Origin of the sequence: Kitasatospora sp. LaBMicrA B282 (assembly GCF_050325825.1) — a bacterium.
GTDB lineage: Bacteria > Actinomycetota > Actinomycetes > Streptomycetales > Streptomycetaceae > Kitasatospora.
Map to the genome: position 1 here is coordinate 1 of NZ_JBNQTI010000191.1, position 15,095 is coordinate 15,095.

The window sequence follows — 15,095 nt, forward strand, 5'->3', positions numbered from 1 at the left end:
TTCCGATCTCGGCCCCGCCCCGCGCGCCGCCGGACCGCGCGCCGCCCGCCCGGGCTGCACCGGACCGCGCCGCCGCCCTGGCGAACGGCGGCTCGTCGAACGGCAGGTCGCCGAACGGCGCATCGGCGACCGGCTCCGCCGTGGATGCCGGCCCCTCCGCGGCATCCACCACCCAGTCCGGGCGCTCGCCCTGCTGCTCCCCCTTGGCCTCAACAGCCCACTCGTCGTCCCCCCGGCCCGCCACCGGCCCGGCCGACCGGGCAGCCGACCGGACCCCCAGCCCGGTCACCACCTCGTCCGCCGGCTCGAAGGCGCGCTCCGCCGTCGACTCGGCCCCCGACCCGCTCGGCGACCTGCGGGCCCGACCGGGTCGGCGCACGGACGGCTCGGGGGCGAGGTCGAAACTCTCGCCGCCGACGCCGCTGGCACACCAGTCGCGCGGCCCCCAACCGCCCGACCGGTCCACCTCACCCCCCGGCTCGCTCCTCATCAGTCGCTCAGGCCTTCGCGGCCGCCGCCTTCTTGGCCGGGGTGGCCTTCGCGGCGGTGGCGGTGATCGGCTTGGCCGCACCGTCCGCCTCGGCGACCGGCGCGGCGCCGTCGGCCGGCGCGTCCGGGTCGACCTCGACGCCCAGCTTGACCTTGATCTTCTTCTCGATCTCCTCGGCCAGCGCCGGGTTGTCGCGCAGGAAGTTGCGGGCGTTCTCCTTGCCCTGGCCCAGCTGGTCGCCCTCGTAGGTGTACCAGGCGCCGGCCTTGCGGATGATGCCGTGCTCGACACCCATGTCGATCAGGCCACCCTCCCAGCTGATGCCGTGGCCGTAGAGGATGTCGAACTCGGCCTGCTTGAACGGAGCGGCGACCTTGTTCTTGACCACCTTCACCCGGGTGCGGTTGCCGACCGCCTCGGTGCCGTCCTTCAGGGTCTCGATCCGGCGGATGTCCAGGCGGACCGAGGCGTAGAACTTCAGCGCGCGACCACCGGTGGTGGTCTCCGGCGAACCGAACATGACGCCGATCTTCTCGCGCAGCTGGTTGATGAAGATCGCCGTGGTGTTGGACTGGTTCAGCGCACCGGCGATCTTCCGCAGCGCCTGGCTCATCAGGCGGGCCTGCAGACCGACGTGCGAGTCGCCCATCTCGCCCTCGATCTCGGCGCGCGGCACCAGCGCGGCCACCGAGTCGATGATGATCAGGTCGATCGCGCCGGAGCGGATCAGCATGTCGGTGATCTCGAGGGCCTGCTCACCGGTGTCCGGCTGGGAGACCAGCAGCGCATCGGTGTCGACGCCGAGCTTGCGGGCGTACTCCGGGTCCAGGGCGTGCTCGGCGTCGACGAAGGCGACGGTGCCGCCGAGCCGCTGCGCGTTGGCCGCGGCGTGCAGGGTCAGCGTGGTCTTGCCGGAGGACTCGGGACCGTAGATCTCGATCACCCGGCCGCGGGGCAGGCCGCCGACCCCGAGCGCGACGTCCAGCGCGGTCGACCCGGTGGGGATCACGTCGATCGGGGCTCGGGCCTGGTCGCCCAGGCGCATCACCGAGCCCTTGCCGAACTGCCGCTCGATCTGAGCGAGTGCGGCCTCCAGGGCCTTCTCGCGGTCCGTGCCTGCCATGGCTTCCACCCTTGGGTTCTGTGCTGTGCGCTTCATCGTCCTCGACGCTAGCGCGTCCCACCGACAATCCGGCCCGGACGGGCTTGGCCTGTGGAAAACTCGCCGGAAAGCCAGTATAGGGAACACGTGTTCGAACAGCGGGCAGCGCCCGGACCCGGCAGCCTGCCCTCGTGATCGATTCCGGCCCGCCCCCGGCACGACGACCGCGCCCGACGACCCCGCCCAGCGGCTCAGCGCAGCGGCGCGGGCACCCCCATGACCTGGCAGACCACCCGCCAGACGTCCTTGGCCTCCCAGCCCGCGTCCAGCGCCTGCTGCACCGTCCGGCCGCCCAGCTCGCTCATCACGTGGTCGCTCGCGAACGACTCGGCGTAGCTGGTGCCGAAGTGCTCGTTCATCCGTCGCCAGAACTCGGTCAGCCTCATGCCGCCCAGTATCGCCCCCGCCGACCCGCGCTCCCGGCCCCCGTCCCCGGTCCCCGGTCCCGCGCCCGCTCAGTGCGGCAGCGCGACGATCCCGGCCCCGTACCCGCGCCGGTCCCGGCACAGCCCCTGCCCCACCGGACAGTTCGCCCCCGCCTGGGCCAGCAGCAGGTCGCGCAGCGGCGCCGGCCCCCACCCCGGGTGCAGCGCGGCGGCCACCGCGATCGCCCCGGTGACGTGGGCCGCACTCATCGAGGTGCCGGCCAGTGCCGCGTACCGCCCGCCCGGCCAGTCCGAGACGATCGCCCCGCTCGGCCCGCCGTCCGGGTCGCCGCCCGGGGCGGCCAGCGCGATCCGCCCCGCGCCGTAGTTCGAGTAGGCCGCGATCGCCCCGTCCCGGGTGACCGCGCTGACCTGGAGCACCCCGGGCAGTTCACCGGGCAGCCGGATGCACTCGGTGCCCAGGTGCCGGTCCTGGGCCGGGCCGAAGGTCCGGTCGTTGGGGCTGCGCTCGTCGGTCCGCGGGGCGGCCAGGTCCTGGGCGTCGTTCCCGGCCGAGGCCACCACCAGGGCCCGGCGCTGGGCGTAGGCCACCGCCCGGCCGACCGCCAGGATCACCGCCCCCTGGTCGGGGTCCTCGGGGCAGTTGTACTTCCACGGGTCGGCGAAGTAGCTGTTGTTGATCGCCGCCGCGCCGTGGTCGGCGGCCCAGAGCAGGCCGCAGACGATGTTCTCCGGGTAGTACTGCCCGAGCGGGCCGAGCAGCCGCACCGCCGCGATCCGCACCCCCGGCGCCACGCCCACCACGCCCCGGCCGTCCCGGGCGGCTCCGATCAACCCGGCCACGTGGGTGCCGTGGCCGCTCTCCACCACCCCGTCGTCCGGCCGCCAGACCCCGGACCGGGCGTCCGGACGGCCGTCCGCGCAGGAGGCCGAGTCGCCGGGGCTGACCGCCTCGCGCAGGTCGGGGTGGGTGTCGTCGACGCCCGAGTCGAGCACCGCGACCAGGACCCGGCGCAGCGCCGCCGCCTGCGCGCCGTCCCGCACCCGGCCGACCCCGGGCGCCGCGAGCAGCGCGGCTGGCGACTGGGCGGCCGCCGGGCCGCCGAGCATCGCCAGGTTCCAGGCGGGCCGCTCCCCCGGGTCCGGCACGGTCGGGGTGCTGTCGGCGGGTGCCAGCGCGGCGGCGTCGCCCCCGGTGGCACCGAGGTCCACGGTGGCGTGGAAGTCCCCCGCCCCGGCGAGCGCGCCCGGCGGACCGGGCACCGGCGCGGTCCGGGTGGCCCCGACCGCGGTGATCCCGGGGCGGGCCCGCAGCCGGGGGGCGAACCGGCGGTCGTCGGCGTAGGCGAGCACCGCGCCGATCTGCGGGTAGTCCTGCACCACCTGCCCGCCGACGGCGCGCACCGCCTGCCGGGCGTCGGCCGCCCCCCGGGCGTCGGTCCGGTCGGCGAGCACCAGGTAGCTGAGGTAGCCGCGGTCGGCCCCGGCGAAGTAGGGCACGGCACCGCCCAGCAGCAGGGCGGCCGCGAACACGGCGGGCGAGCTGCGCAGCAGCAGGGTCCGGCGGCGCAGCGGACGGCGGGAGACCAACCGGACCTCGCCCATCGGTGTCCTCCGCTCCTCGGGCGGGCCCCTGTGCGCCGCACGAAGCATCACCATATGAGCGGGATATGCGATTTGCTCCTTTTGCCGGCCCGCGAACGGGGCCATCCGGCGGTACCCCGCGCCGACCGGCGGGCCCGGCCGGAGCGGCCCCGGGTGAACCCCCGCCGGCCGGGCGCGGGCCGGATCGACCCGCCCTGTCGGTGCGGCGCGGCACCATGGGTGGCATGGCCGCACCGGACCCCCACCAGGACCCGCCGAAGGACCCCGCACCGGGCCCCTCGCCGGACTCCGCGACGGACCGCCCCGTCGACCCGCTGACCGGCTTCGCCCCGGCCACCCGGGCCTGGTTCGAGGCCGCCTTCGACCGCCCGACCGGCGCCCAGGCCGGCGCCTGGGCGGCCATCCGGGGGCAGCAGGACGTCCTGGTGGTGGCCCCCACCGGCTCCGGCAAGACGCTGGCCGCCTTCCTCTCCGCGCTGGACCGGCTGAGCAGCACCCCGCCGCCCGCCGAGTCCCGCAAGCGGCTGCGGGTGCTCTACGTCTCCCCGCTGAAGGCGCTCGCGGTGGACGTCGAGCGCAACCTGCGCGCGCCGCTGGCCGGCCTGCGCCAGGCGGCCACCCGGCTGGGCCTGCCCGAGCCCGAGGTGCAGGTCGGCATCCGCTCGGGTGACACCCCGGCCGCCGACCGCCGCCGCTTCCAGAGCCATCCGCCGGACATCCTGATCACCACCCCCGAGTCGCTCTTCCTGCTGCTCACCTCCGCCTCCCGGGAGGCGCTGCGCGGCATCGACACGGTGATCCTGGACGAGGTGCACGCGGTCGCCGGCACCAAGCGCGGCGCCCACCTGGCGCTCAGCCTGGAGCGGCTGGACCAGCTGCTGGAGCGCCCGGCCCGCCGGATCGGCCTGTCCGCCACCGTCCGCCCGGTCGAGGAGGTGGCCCGCTACCTGAGCCCCCAGCGCGGGGCCGCGATCGTCCAGCCACCCGCCGCCAAGCAGTTCGACCTCTCCGTGGTGGTCCCGGTCGCCGACCTCGGCGAGCTCTCCCCCGCCCCGGCCGCCGACCAAGCCGGCCAGGCCGACCCCGCCCGCACCGCCTCGATCTGGCCGCACGTCGAGGAGCGGATCGTCGACCTGGTCCAGGCGCACCGCTCGACCATCGTCTTCGCCAACTCCCGCCGCCTGGCCGAGCGCCTGTGCAACCGGCTGAACGAGATCGCCCACGAGCGGGCCACCGGCACCCCGCTGCCCGAGCACCACGCCCCCGCCCAGCTGATGGCCGAGGCCGGCGCCGCCAAGGGCGCCCCGCCGGTGCTGGCCCGGGCGCACCACGGCTCGGTCTCCAAGGAGCAGCGCGCCCTGGTGGAGGAGGAGCTCAAGGCTGGCCGGCTGCCCGCCGTGGTGGCCACCTCCAGCCTGGAGCTGGGCATCGACATGGGCGCGGTGGACCTGGTGGTGCAGGTGGAGTCCCCGCCCTCGGTCGCCTCCGGGCTGCAGCGGGTCGGCCGGGCCGGCCACCAGGTCGGCGCCGTCTCCACCGGGGTGGTCTTCCCCAAGTACCGCGGCGACCTGGTGCAGTCCGCGGTGGTCACCGAGCGGATGCGGGCCGGGCGGATCGAGGCGCTGCGCGTCCCGCGCAACCCGCTGGACGTGCTGGCCCAGCAGTTGGTCGCGATCACCGCGCTGGACACCTGGGACGTCACCGAGCTGCTGACCCTGGTCCGCCGGGCGGCACCGTTCGCCACCCTGCCGCAGTCCGCCTTCGACTCGGTGCTCGACATGCTGGCGGGCCGCTACCCCTCGGACGCCTTCGCCGAGCTGCGCCCGCGCCTGGTCTGGGACCGGGTCGCCGGCACCGTCACCGGCCGGCCCGGCGCCCAGCGGCTGGCCGTCACCTCCGGCGGCACCATCCCCGACCGCGGCCTGTTCGGCGTCTTCATCGCCGGCACCGACCCGAAGAAGGGCGGCGGCCGGGTGGGAGAGCTGGACGAGGAGATGGTCTACGAGTCCCGGGTCGGCGACGTCTTCACCCTGGGCACCAGCTCCTGGCGGATCCAGGAGATCACCCACGACAAGGTGCTGGTCACCCCGGCCCCCGGGGTGCCGGGCCGGCTGCCGTTCTGGAAGGGCGACTCGCTCGGCCGCCCGCTGGAACTCGGCCGCGCCCTCGGCGCCTTCGTCCGGGAACTGGGCGCCCTGCCCGAACCCGAGGCCCGGGCCCGGCTGCTCGGCGCCGGCCTGGACGACTGGGCGGCCGACAACCTGCTCGGCTACCTGACCGAGCAGCGCCAGTCCGCCGGCCACCTGCCCGACGACCGCACCATCGTGGTCGAGCGCTTCCGTGACGAGCTGGGCGACTGGCGGATCGTCATCCACTCCCCGTTCGGCGCCCAGGTGCACGCCCCCTGGGCGCTGGCGCTGGGTGCCCGGCTGCGCGAGCGCCACGGCCTGGACCCGCAGGTGATGCACGGCGACGACGGCATCGTGCTGCGCCTGCCGGACGCCGACCTGCTGGGCGCCGACTTCGACTTCGGTCCCCCGGGCGGCGGCCCGCCGGCGGCCGCCCCGGCCGCCGACGAGGCCCCGGTCGGCGCCGATGCGGTGCTCTTCGACCCGGGCGAGGTCGAGCAGCTGGTCACCGACCAGGTCGGCGGCTCGGCGCTGTTCGCCTCCCGGTTCCGCGAGTGCGCCGGGCGCGCCCTGCTGCTGCCCCGGCGCAGCCCCGGCAAGCGCACCCCGCTCTGGCAGCAGCGCCAACGGGCCGCCCAACTGCTGGAGGTGGCCAGCGAGTACGGCTCCTTCCCGATCGTCCTGGAGGCGGTCCGCGAGTGCCTCCAGGACGTCTTCGACCTGCCAGGCCTGGTCGAGCTGATGCGCGACCTCGAGTCGCGCGCCGTGCGGCTGGTCGAGGTCACCACCCCCGAGCCCTCCCCCTTCGCCCGGTCGCTGCTCTTCGGCTACGTCGCCCAGTACCTCTACGAGGGCGACTCCCCGCTCGCCGAGCGCCGGGCCGCCGCCCTCGCCCTGGACTCCCGGCTGCTCGCCGAGCTGCTCGGCCAGGCCGAGCTGCGCGAGCTGATCGACCCCGCGGTGCTGGCCGAGCTGGAGGCCGAGCTGCAGCGGCTCACCCCCGAGCGGCGGATCAAGGACGTCGAGGGGGTGGCCGACGCGCTGCGCCTGCTCGGCCCGCTCGGCCCGGCCGAACTGGCCGCCCGCGGTGCCGAGCCCGACTGGCCCGAGCAGCTGCGCGGCGCCCGCCGCGCCATCCGGGTCAAGATCGCCGGAGAGCAGCGCTGGGCCGCGATCGAGGATGCCGGGCGGCTCGCCGACGCCCTCGGCACCCCGCTGCCGGTCGGCGTCCCGGAGGCCTTCACCGAGCCGGTGAAGGACCCGCTCGGCGACCTGCTGGCCCGTTTCGCCCGGACCAACGGCCCGTTCACCGCCCATCGGGCGGCCGACCGGTTCGGCCTGGGCACCGCCGTGGTCGCCGGCACGCTGCAGCGGCTGACCGCCACCGGGCGGCTGGTCCAGGGCGAGTTCCGCCCGGTCGAGGCCGGCGGCACCGGCGAGGTCGAGTGGTGCGACGCGGAGGTCCTGCGCCGGCTGCGCCGCCGCTCGCTGGCCGCGCTGCGCCAGGAGGTGGAGGCGGTGCCGCCGCGCGCGCTGGCCGCCTTCCTGCCCCAGTGGCAGCACCTGGGCGGCCATCAACTGCGCGGCGAGGACGGACTCTTCCGGGTGGTCGAGCAGCTCCAGGGGGCCGCCGTGCCGGCCTCCGCGCTGGAGCGGCTGGTGCTGCCGGGCCGGCTGCGCGACTACCAGCCCGGCCTGCTGGACAAGCTGATGTCCGAGGGCGAGATCGGCTGGGCCGGCGCCGGCGCGCTGCCCGGCAAGGACGGCTGGATCAGCCTGCACCTGGGCGAGAACGCCGACCTGCTGCGCCCCGACCCGCTGCCACTGACCCTCACCCCGCGCCATCAGGCCTTGCTGGACGCGCTCTCCAGCGGTTACGGAGTGCGGTTCGACCAGCTCTGCGGTTCGCTGCCGGACGAGCCGCCGGCCGAGCTCGCCGCCGCGCTCTGGGACCTGGTCTGGGCCGGCCGGGTGACCAACGACACCCTCGCCCCGGTCCGTGCCCTGCTCGGCTCGGCCCGCACCGCCGGGGCCACCGCGCACCGGGCCCCGCGCAGCGTGCCGCGCGGCCGCTACGGCGCGCTCGGCCGCACCCCGGCCCGGCCCGCCGACCCGACCGTGGGCGGCCGGTGGTCGCTGCTGCCCGATGCGGCCGAGCCGACCGCCCGGGCCGCTGCCCAGGCCCAGGTGCTGCTGGACCGGCACGGGGTGCTCACCCGCGGCACTGTGCAGGCCGAGCGGATCCCCGGCGGCTTCGCCGGGGTCTACCGGGTGCTGTCCGCCTTCGAGGAGCGGGGGCTGGCCCGGCGGGGCTACCTGGTCGAGGGGCTGGGCGGGGCCCAGTTCGCGATGGACGGCGCGGCGGACCGGCTGCGGTCGGTCAGCAGCCGCCAGGAGCGGGCGGCGGCCGGTGACTGGGCCACGGGCGGCCCGATCACCGGCAGTCCGGCCACCGGCGGTCCGGCCGATCCGGGCGCGGAGGCGTCGGCGCAGGTGCTGGCGGCGGCCGACCCGGCCAATGCCTATGGTGCCGCGCTGCCCTGGCCCGAGCCCCCCGGCCGGGAGACCGGCGCCGCCGAGCCGCCCGGCGGCGGGGCGGGCGTCGCAGAGGCCTCCGGCCGCGAGACGGGCGCCGCGGAGCCGTCCGGCCGGCCGGCGAGCGCGCACCGCCCGGGCCGCAAGGCCGGCGCGCTGGTGGTGCTGGTGGAGGGGGAGTTGGTGCTCTACCTGGAGCGCGGCGGCAAGTCGCTGCTCAGCTGGGCGGCCGACGAGGCGGCCCTGGCCACGGCGGTGCGGGCCCTGGCCGAGGCGGTGCGGCGCGGCCTGCTCGGCAGCCTGACGGTGGAGCGGGCCAACGGCGAGCCGGCGCTCGGTTCAGCGCTCGGCGCGGTACTGGAGCTGGGGGGCTTCCACGCCACCCCGCGCGGGCTGCGGCTGCGCGGCTAGCCGGCGGCGCGGGCGCACCGGCCGCCGGTCGCTGTGCACCGGCAGCACGCCCAGGCCCCAACCGGCCAGCGTGAGCAGCAGCGGCAGCGCTCCGGGCCCGGCAGGCCGCCCGTCCACGGGCAGCAACCACCAGCAGAGCGCGAGCGCGGTCAGGGCGGCCGGCAGCGCGACGGTGACCCAACGGCGCCGGCCGGTGCGAGTCGCACGGACGGCGGCGACCGTCCGGCGGAGTGCTCGAACGGCCGGACGGGTGCGCCGAGCTATTCGGCTGCGACGCGTTATTCGGCCCGCAGGCCCGCCCCTGGTCGAGCGGTCCATGCGCGACTCCTTCTCTCGGCCCGACCGGGCAGCGGCCCCCGACAGAACGCAGTGGCCCCCAGTGGAACGGGATCAGGCAGCGACGACATCCACGGCGGCAGCCTTCGGAGTGATCGAGCTCATCCGTTCGCCCGGTGCGGGCAGCGGCACGGGCTCCAGCACCGGACGCAGCAGGCCGTCCTCGGAGAGCGCGGCCATGGAGGCGAGCTCGGCCAGCGACAGTTCGTCGCTCACCTCGCGCATGACCTCGGACATCCGTACGTCGAGTGCGTCACAGATCGCCGAGAGCAGCTCGGAGGAGGCCTCCTTCTGCCCGCGCTCGACCTCGGAGAGGTACCCGAGCGAGACTCGTGCGGCGGCCGACACCTCGCGCAGTGTGCGGCCCTGGCGCTGGCGCTGCCGACGCAGCACGTCACCCAAGAGGCGACGGAGCAGGATCATCGGTGGCTCCCTCCTCGGACTGCGGATCGAGATGTCACGTCCCCACCGTACCGCCTTGCCCGCTTCGTGTGCGGGGACCGTGGTCGTGTTCACTCTGGGCTGCAAGCCTCTCCCCTCCCCTGTTGTTCCCGCCCCGGGCGCACGCACGCCCCTCCTGAAGAGAGGTTCCCCGGATTCTGCCTGTTCAGGCGTTGTTCAACTGACGCCCGTGGTGCCGGTGGCGATCTCCTCGGTCGCCATCCGGTCCAGGAAGAGCTCCAGGGCCCCGGCCACCGCCTTGCGTCGGATTGTGGCACGGTCCCCGGACAGCCGGGGCGATCTCGCCACAGTTCCCCCCGGACCGGCGAAGGCCAGGTGTACCGTGCCCACCGCACGCCCGTCCTGCTCGGTCGGTCCGGCCACTCCGGTGGTGGCCAGCCCGTAGGTGGCACCGAGCAGCCGGCGCACGCCGTCGGCCATCTGGCGGGCCACCACCGGGTGGACCGGCCCCTCGACCGCCAGCAGTCCCTCGTCCACCCCGAGCACCGAGGCCTTCAACTCGGTGGCGTAGGCGGTGACCGAGCCGCGGAAGGTCTCCGACGCCCCCGGCACCGCCACCAGCTGCGCGGCCAGCAGCCCGCCGGTCAGCGACTCCGCCACCGCCACCGTGGCGCCCGCCGCCCGCAGTTCGGCGTGCACCCGCTCGGCCAACGGGACGAACTCGGTCACGACGTCTCCCGCTCCCGCCCGGCCCGCCGCAGTTGGACGGCCTGGCGCACGTAGTCGGCTCCGGTGCCGACGGTCAGCAGCACCGCCAGCACCATCAGCACCGCGCGGCCGGTGGCCAGCCACCCGGTCAGCGGCAGCACGTACATGCCCACCGCGATGCCCTGGGTGAGGGTCTTGAGCTTGCCGCCGCGGCTGGCCGGGATCACGCCGTACCGGATCACCAGGAAGCGCAGCAGGGTGATGCCCAGTTCGCGGGCCAGGATCACCACCGTGACCCACCAGGCCAGGTCGCCCAGCGCCGACAGGCCGACCAGTGCGGCACCCATGATCGCCTTGTCGGCGATCGGGTCGGCGATCTTGCCGAAGTCGGTCACCAGCCCCTTGCGCCGGGCGATCTCACCGTCGAACAGGTCGGTGATCATGGCGATCGCGAAGGCCGCCCAGGCCACCGCCCGCCACTTGGGGTTGTGGCCGCCGTCGGTCAGCAGCAGCACGGCGAAGACCGGCACCAGCGCGAGCCGCAGCATGGTCAGCAGGTTGGCGAGGTTCCACACCGACGGCCCCGCCGTCGGTGCCGCCCCCGGACGGGCCGGGCGCGCCGCTGCCGGGCTGCCCGGCCCGCCGGTCATGCCGCGGCCGCCTTGCGGACGAGCTCGATCGCCTCGGCGACCAGGTCGACGCCCTCGCTGGCCACCACGCGGGCCAGGTAGTACTGGCCGACCTCGGCGTCGGCGGCGCCGGTGAGCACGGTCAGGCCGTCGGTCTCCGGCGCCTGGTGGGCGGCTCTGCCCTCGATCAGCGGCTCGCCGTCCTCGTCGACGTCCACCGACTCGACCAGCACCGTCAGCTCGGTGCCGATCCGCTGCTCGGCGCGCTGCGCGGTCAGCTCCTCGGCCAGCCGGGAGAGCTTGGCCAGGCGCTCGGCCACCACGTCCTCGGGCAGCTTGCCCTCGAAGGTCGCGGCCTCGGTGCCGTCCTCGTCGGAGTAGCCGAAGACGCCGATCGCGTCCAGGCCGGCCTCGGTGATGAACCGTTCCAGCTCGGCGAAGTCCTCCTCGGTCTCCCCGGGGAAGCCGACGATGAAGTTGGACCGGGCCCCGGCCTGCGGCGCCTTCTCGCGGATGGTCGCCAGCAGGCCCAGGAACTGCTCGGTGTTCCCGAACCGGCGCATCCGGCGCAGCACCGCGGGCGCCGAGTGCTGGAACGAGAGGTCGAAGTACGGGACGACCTTGTCGGTCGTGGTCATCGCCTCGATCAGGCCCGGACGCATCTCGGCCGGCTGCAGGTAGCTGACCCGCACCCGCTCGATGCCGGGGACCGCGGCGATCTCGCTCAGCAGCGTCTCCAGCAGCCGGATGTCGCCGAGGTCCTTGCCGTACGAGGTGTTGTTCTCGCTGACCAGCACCACCTCGCTGACCCCCTGGCCGGCCAGCCAGACCGCCTCGTTCAGCACGTCGGCGGGGCGGCGGGAGATGAAGGAGCCGCGGAAGGCGGGGATGGCGCAGAACGAGCAGCGCCGGTCGCAGCCGGAGGCGAGCTTGATCGAGGCCACCGGGTTGTCGTCCAGCCGCTTGCGCAGGGTGCGCGGCCCGGAGGCCGGGGCGAGCCCGTCCGGCAGGTCCGCGGCCACCTCGCCGAACGCGGCCTCCTCGCCGTGCCCGGGCAGCGCCACCGCGGCGGCCGCGGCCTGGCGCTCGACCGGGGTCAGCGGGAGCAGCTTGCGGCGGTCGCGCGGCAGGTGCGGGGCGTGGTGGCCGCCGGAGAGGATGGTCTGCAGTCGGTCGCTGATGTCGGCGTAGTCGTCGAAGCCGAGCACGCCGTCGGCCTCCGGCAGGGCGTCGGCCAGCTCCTTGCCGTACCGCTCGGCCATGCAGCCGACCGCGACCACGGCCTGGGTGCGGCCGTGACCCTTGAGGTCGTTGGCCTCCAGCAGGGCGTCCACCGAGTCCTTCTTGGCGGCTTCGACGAAGCCGCAGGTGTTGACCACGGCGACGTCGGCTTCGCTCGCGTCGTCGACCAGCTGCCACCCATCGGCCTCCAGTCGCCCGGCGAGTTCCTCGGAGTCGACCTCGTTGCGGGCGCATCCGAGCGTGACCAGGGCGACAGTACGGCGTTCAGGCATAGGGCCAAGATTAACGCGCGGCCCCCGGTGCCGTTTCCCCCGGAGGCCGCGCGGCGAACATCGGACGGCCTCCGAGGCGGTTTCCGGGGGCCGCCGAGCGCCGCCGGGGCCCGCCCCGGCGGGGTGGCGCCTAGCCGGCCTGCGGGTCGCCGGGGGTGTAGGTGAGGTGCACCACCTGGCCGTCCTTGCCCGCCGGACCGAGGTCCTTGCCGTTGACGTACAGGTGCACGGCCGCCGCGTTGCCGATCACCAGCTTGATCTGCTTGGGGTCGGTGAAGGTCTGGTCCTGGCCCTGGTCCAGGTTGTTCTGGAAGAGCGAGCTGCCGTCGCCGCCCAGCGCGGAGATCCAGCTGGTGCCGGCGTCGGCGACCAGCTTGACGGTCACCTTGTCGGCCGGGGCGGCCGCGATGGGCGCGACGCTGGGCGCGGGGGCCGGCGGCTGGGCCGGCGCGCTGCTCGGCGCGGCCGGGGCCGAGGAGGCCGCCGAGGGCAGCGGGGAGCTGGCCGAGCCGACCGCCGTCCCGGTCGACTTCCCGCTCACCAGGTTGAAGCCGATCAGCAGCACCACCGCGGCGATCGCCACCAGCATCGCCGCGGTCCAGTTCGGCCGGCCGCCGGTCGCCCGGATCCGCTTGGCGTCCAGCGTGGCCACCGGGGCGAGCTGCACCGGCTCGGTGCCGTGCAGCTCGTCGTAGCGGGCCACCAGCGCGTCACCGTCGGCGCCGACCGCACGGGCGATCGAGCGCAGGTGGCCGCGGGCGTAGAAGGCGCCGCCGCAGCGGCTGAAGTCGTCCTCCTCGACGGCGTGCACGATCGGGACCCGCACCCGGGTGCTGGCACTGACCTCGTCGACCGTCAGCCCGGCGGCCTGCCGGGCCTCGGCCAGGATCCGGCCGATGGACGACGAGTCGTCCCGGGCCGGCGGGGCGGACTCGGCCGGGGTGGAGGAGGCGTCGGAGGATCGGCGGTTGTCACGGTGGGAAGACTTGCCGATGGTCACTGGGCGCGCCTTTCGAGCGGAGGCCACCTGCTGAGAGAACAGTCTAGGGGTGCGGGTGAAGCGTTTCTCAACCGCAGTTGGCCCGAACGCGCACCGCGCGTCGCGCCCGTGCCGGCGGCCCCGGTGGGCCGCTGACCCCCGCTCAACGACCTACCCGCGCAGGGTCAGCAGCACCCCGTCCAGTTCGTCCGGTTTGACCAGCACGTCGCGCGCCTTCGACCCCTCGCTCGGGCCGACGATGCCGCGCGACTCCATCAGGTCCATCAGCCGCCCGGCCTTGGCGAAGCCCACCCGCAGCTTGCGCTGCAGCATCGAGGTGGAGCCGAACTGGGTGGAGACCACCAGCTCGGCCGCCTGGATCAGCAGGTCCAGGTCGTCGCCGATCTCGTCGTCGATCTCCTTCTTCGCCCCGCCGCCCACTGTGACGTCGTCCCGGTAGGAGGCGGCCAGCTGGTCCTTGCAGTGCCCGACCACCGCGGCGATCTCCGCCTCGGTGACGAAGGCACCCTGCATCCGGACCGGCTTGCCGGCGCCCATCGGCAGGAAGAGCGCGTCGCCCTTGCCGATCAGCTTCTCGGCCCCGGGCTGGTCCAGGATGACCCGGGAGTCGGCCATCGCCGAGGTGGCGAAGGCCAGCCGGGAGGGCACGTTCGCCTTGATCAGACCGGTCACCACGTCCACCGAGGGCCGCTGGGTGGCCAGCACCAGGTGGATGCCGGCGGCCCGGGCCAGCTGGGTGATCCGGACCACCGAGTCCTCGACGTCGCGCGGCGCGACCATCATCAGGTCGGCCAGCTCGTCGACGATCACCAGCAGGTACGGGTAGGGCCGCAGCTCCCGCTCGCTGCCGGGCGGCGGGGTCACCGTGCCGGCCCGGACCGCGGCGTTGAAGTCGTCCACGTGCCGGAAGCCGTAGGCCGCCAGGTCGTCGTAGCGCAGGTCCATCTCGCGGACCACCCACTGCAGCGCCTCGGCCGCCTTCTTCGGGTTGGTGATGATCGGGGTGATCAGGTGCGGGATGCCCTCGTAGGCGGTCAGCTCGACCCGCTTCGGGTCGACCAGCACCATCCGGACCTCGTCCGGAGTGGCCCGCGCCAGCACCGAGGTGATCAGGCAGTTGATGCACGAGGACTTGCCCGCACCGGTGGCGCCGGCGACCAGGATGTGCGGCATCTTGGCCAGGTTGGCGAGCACCGTGTGGCCCTCGACGTCCTTGCCCATGCCGACCACCATCGGGTGGCCGTCCTCGGCCGCGCTGCGCGAACGCAGCAGGTCGCCGAGGTTGACCATCTCCCGGTCGGCGTTGGGGATCTCGATGCCGACCGCCGACTTGCCCGGGATCGGGCTGATGATCCGCACGTCCGGGCTGGCCACCGCGTAGGCGATGTTCTTGGCCAGCGCGGTGATCCGCTCGACCTTGACCGCCGGGCCCAGCTCCACCTCGTAGCGGGTGACCGTCGGGCCCCGGGTGAAGCCGGTGACCTTGGCGTCCACCTTGAACTCGGCGAAGGTCGCGGACAGCTGGGCGACCACCTGGTCGTTGAGCGCGCTGCGGGTCTTGCCCGGGCCGCCGCGCTCCAGCAGGTCCAGCGGGGGCAGCACGTAGTCACCGCCGCCGAGCAGCTGGAGCTGCTCCATCCGCTGCGGCGCCGGGCCGTGCTCGGGCGCCCCGGCCCAGTCGACCCGGCCCTCGCAGGTCAGCCACCATTGCCGGCCGCGGCGTAGGTGCGCTGCCAGGCGATTGGCCAGGCTGGTGCCCACCACGGGGCGACCTGCTCCAGCGCGGCC

Annotated in this window: 11 protein-coding genes and 1 pseudogene; 1 reads left to right on the forward strand and 11 read right to left on the reverse strand. The window is 75.0% G+C overall.

Annotation, left to right across the window (positions count from 1 at the left end; all coding sequences use genetic code 11):
- The 4 genes and pseudogenes from ACQRUO_RS33880 to ACQRUO_RS33895 all read right to left on the reverse strand — a co-directional run.
- Positions 1-490, reverse strand: a pseudogene (locus ACQRUO_RS33880) (hypothetical protein); the annotation flags it as partial.
- Positions 491-497: 7 nt separating this feature from the next.
- On the reverse strand, positions 498-1,613 hold the full coding sequence (recA, locus tag ACQRUO_RS33885; RefSeq protein ID WP_428319982.1) for a recombinase RecA: 1,116 nt from the start codon (positions 1,611-1,613) through the stop codon (positions 498-500).
- Between the two features lie 230 nt (positions 1,614-1,843).
- On the reverse strand, positions 1,844-2,038 hold the full coding sequence (locus ACQRUO_RS33890) for a DUF3046 domain-containing protein (RefSeq protein ID WP_428319983.1): 195 nt from the start codon (positions 2,036-2,038) through the stop codon (positions 1,844-1,846).
- Positions 2,039-2,107: 69 nt separating this feature from the next.
- Positions 2,108-3,643, reverse strand: a complete 1,536-nt coding sequence (locus ACQRUO_RS33895; protein ID WP_428319984.1) for a S8 family serine peptidase — start codon at positions 3,641-3,643, stop codon at positions 2,108-2,110.
- A 215-nt stretch (positions 3,644-3,858) separates the two neighbouring features.
- Here ACQRUO_RS33895 and ACQRUO_RS33900 point away from each other — a divergent pair, with 215 nt between their 5' ends.
- Complete coding sequence (locus ACQRUO_RS33900; protein WP_428319985.1) at positions 3,859-8,718, forward strand: ATP-dependent helicase; 4,860 nt, start codon at positions 3,859-3,861, stop codon at positions 8,716-8,718.
- On the opposite strand, the gene ACQRUO_RS33905 is transcribed toward ACQRUO_RS33900, so the two are convergent.
- The 7 genes from ACQRUO_RS33905 to ACQRUO_RS33935 all read right to left on the reverse strand — a co-directional run.
- Positions 8,647-9,036 carry a hypothetical protein gene (locus ACQRUO_RS33905; RefSeq protein WP_428319986.1) on the reverse strand — a complete coding sequence of 130 codons (390 nt, stop codon included), beginning with the start codon at positions 9,034-9,036 and terminating at the stop codon, positions 8,647-8,649. The genes ACQRUO_RS33900 and ACQRUO_RS33905 overlap by 72 nt on opposite strands.
- Before the next feature lie 72 nt (positions 9,037-9,108).
- Positions 9,109-9,477 carry a helix-turn-helix domain-containing protein gene (locus ACQRUO_RS33910; protein WP_428319987.1) on the reverse strand — a complete coding sequence of 123 codons (369 nt, stop codon included), beginning with the start codon at positions 9,475-9,477 and terminating at the stop codon, positions 9,109-9,111.
- 195 nt (positions 9,478-9,672) lie between these two features.
- Complete coding sequence (locus ACQRUO_RS33915) at positions 9,673-10,185, reverse strand: CinA family protein (RefSeq protein WP_428319988.1); 513 nt, start codon at positions 10,183-10,185, stop codon at positions 9,673-9,675.
- On the reverse strand, positions 10,182-10,814 hold the full coding sequence (gene pgsA / locus ACQRUO_RS33920; protein WP_428319989.1) for a CDP-diacylglycerol--glycerol-3-phosphate 3-phosphatidyltransferase: 633 nt from the start codon (positions 10,812-10,814) through the stop codon (positions 10,182-10,184). The genes ACQRUO_RS33915 and pgsA overlap by 4 nt, the downstream gene beginning before the upstream one ends.
- The gene (gene rimO / locus ACQRUO_RS33925) at positions 10,811-12,307 is read right to left on the reverse strand and encodes a 30S ribosomal protein S12 methylthiotransferase RimO (RefSeq protein ID WP_428319990.1); all 1,497 of its coding nucleotides are present in this window, start codon (positions 12,305-12,307) and stop codon (positions 10,811-10,813) included. Before rimO ends, pgsA begins: the two co-directional genes overlap by 4 nt.
- 130 nt (positions 12,308-12,437) lie before the next feature.
- Complete coding sequence (locus ACQRUO_RS33930) at positions 12,438-13,307, reverse strand: helix-turn-helix domain-containing protein (RefSeq protein ID WP_428319991.1); 870 nt, start codon at positions 13,305-13,307, stop codon at positions 12,438-12,440.
- A gap of 150 nt (positions 13,308-13,457) precedes the next feature.
- The coding region (locus ACQRUO_RS33935) for a DNA translocase FtsK (protein WP_428319992.1) at positions 13,458-15,095 on the reverse strand (1,638 nt) is incomplete at its 5' end.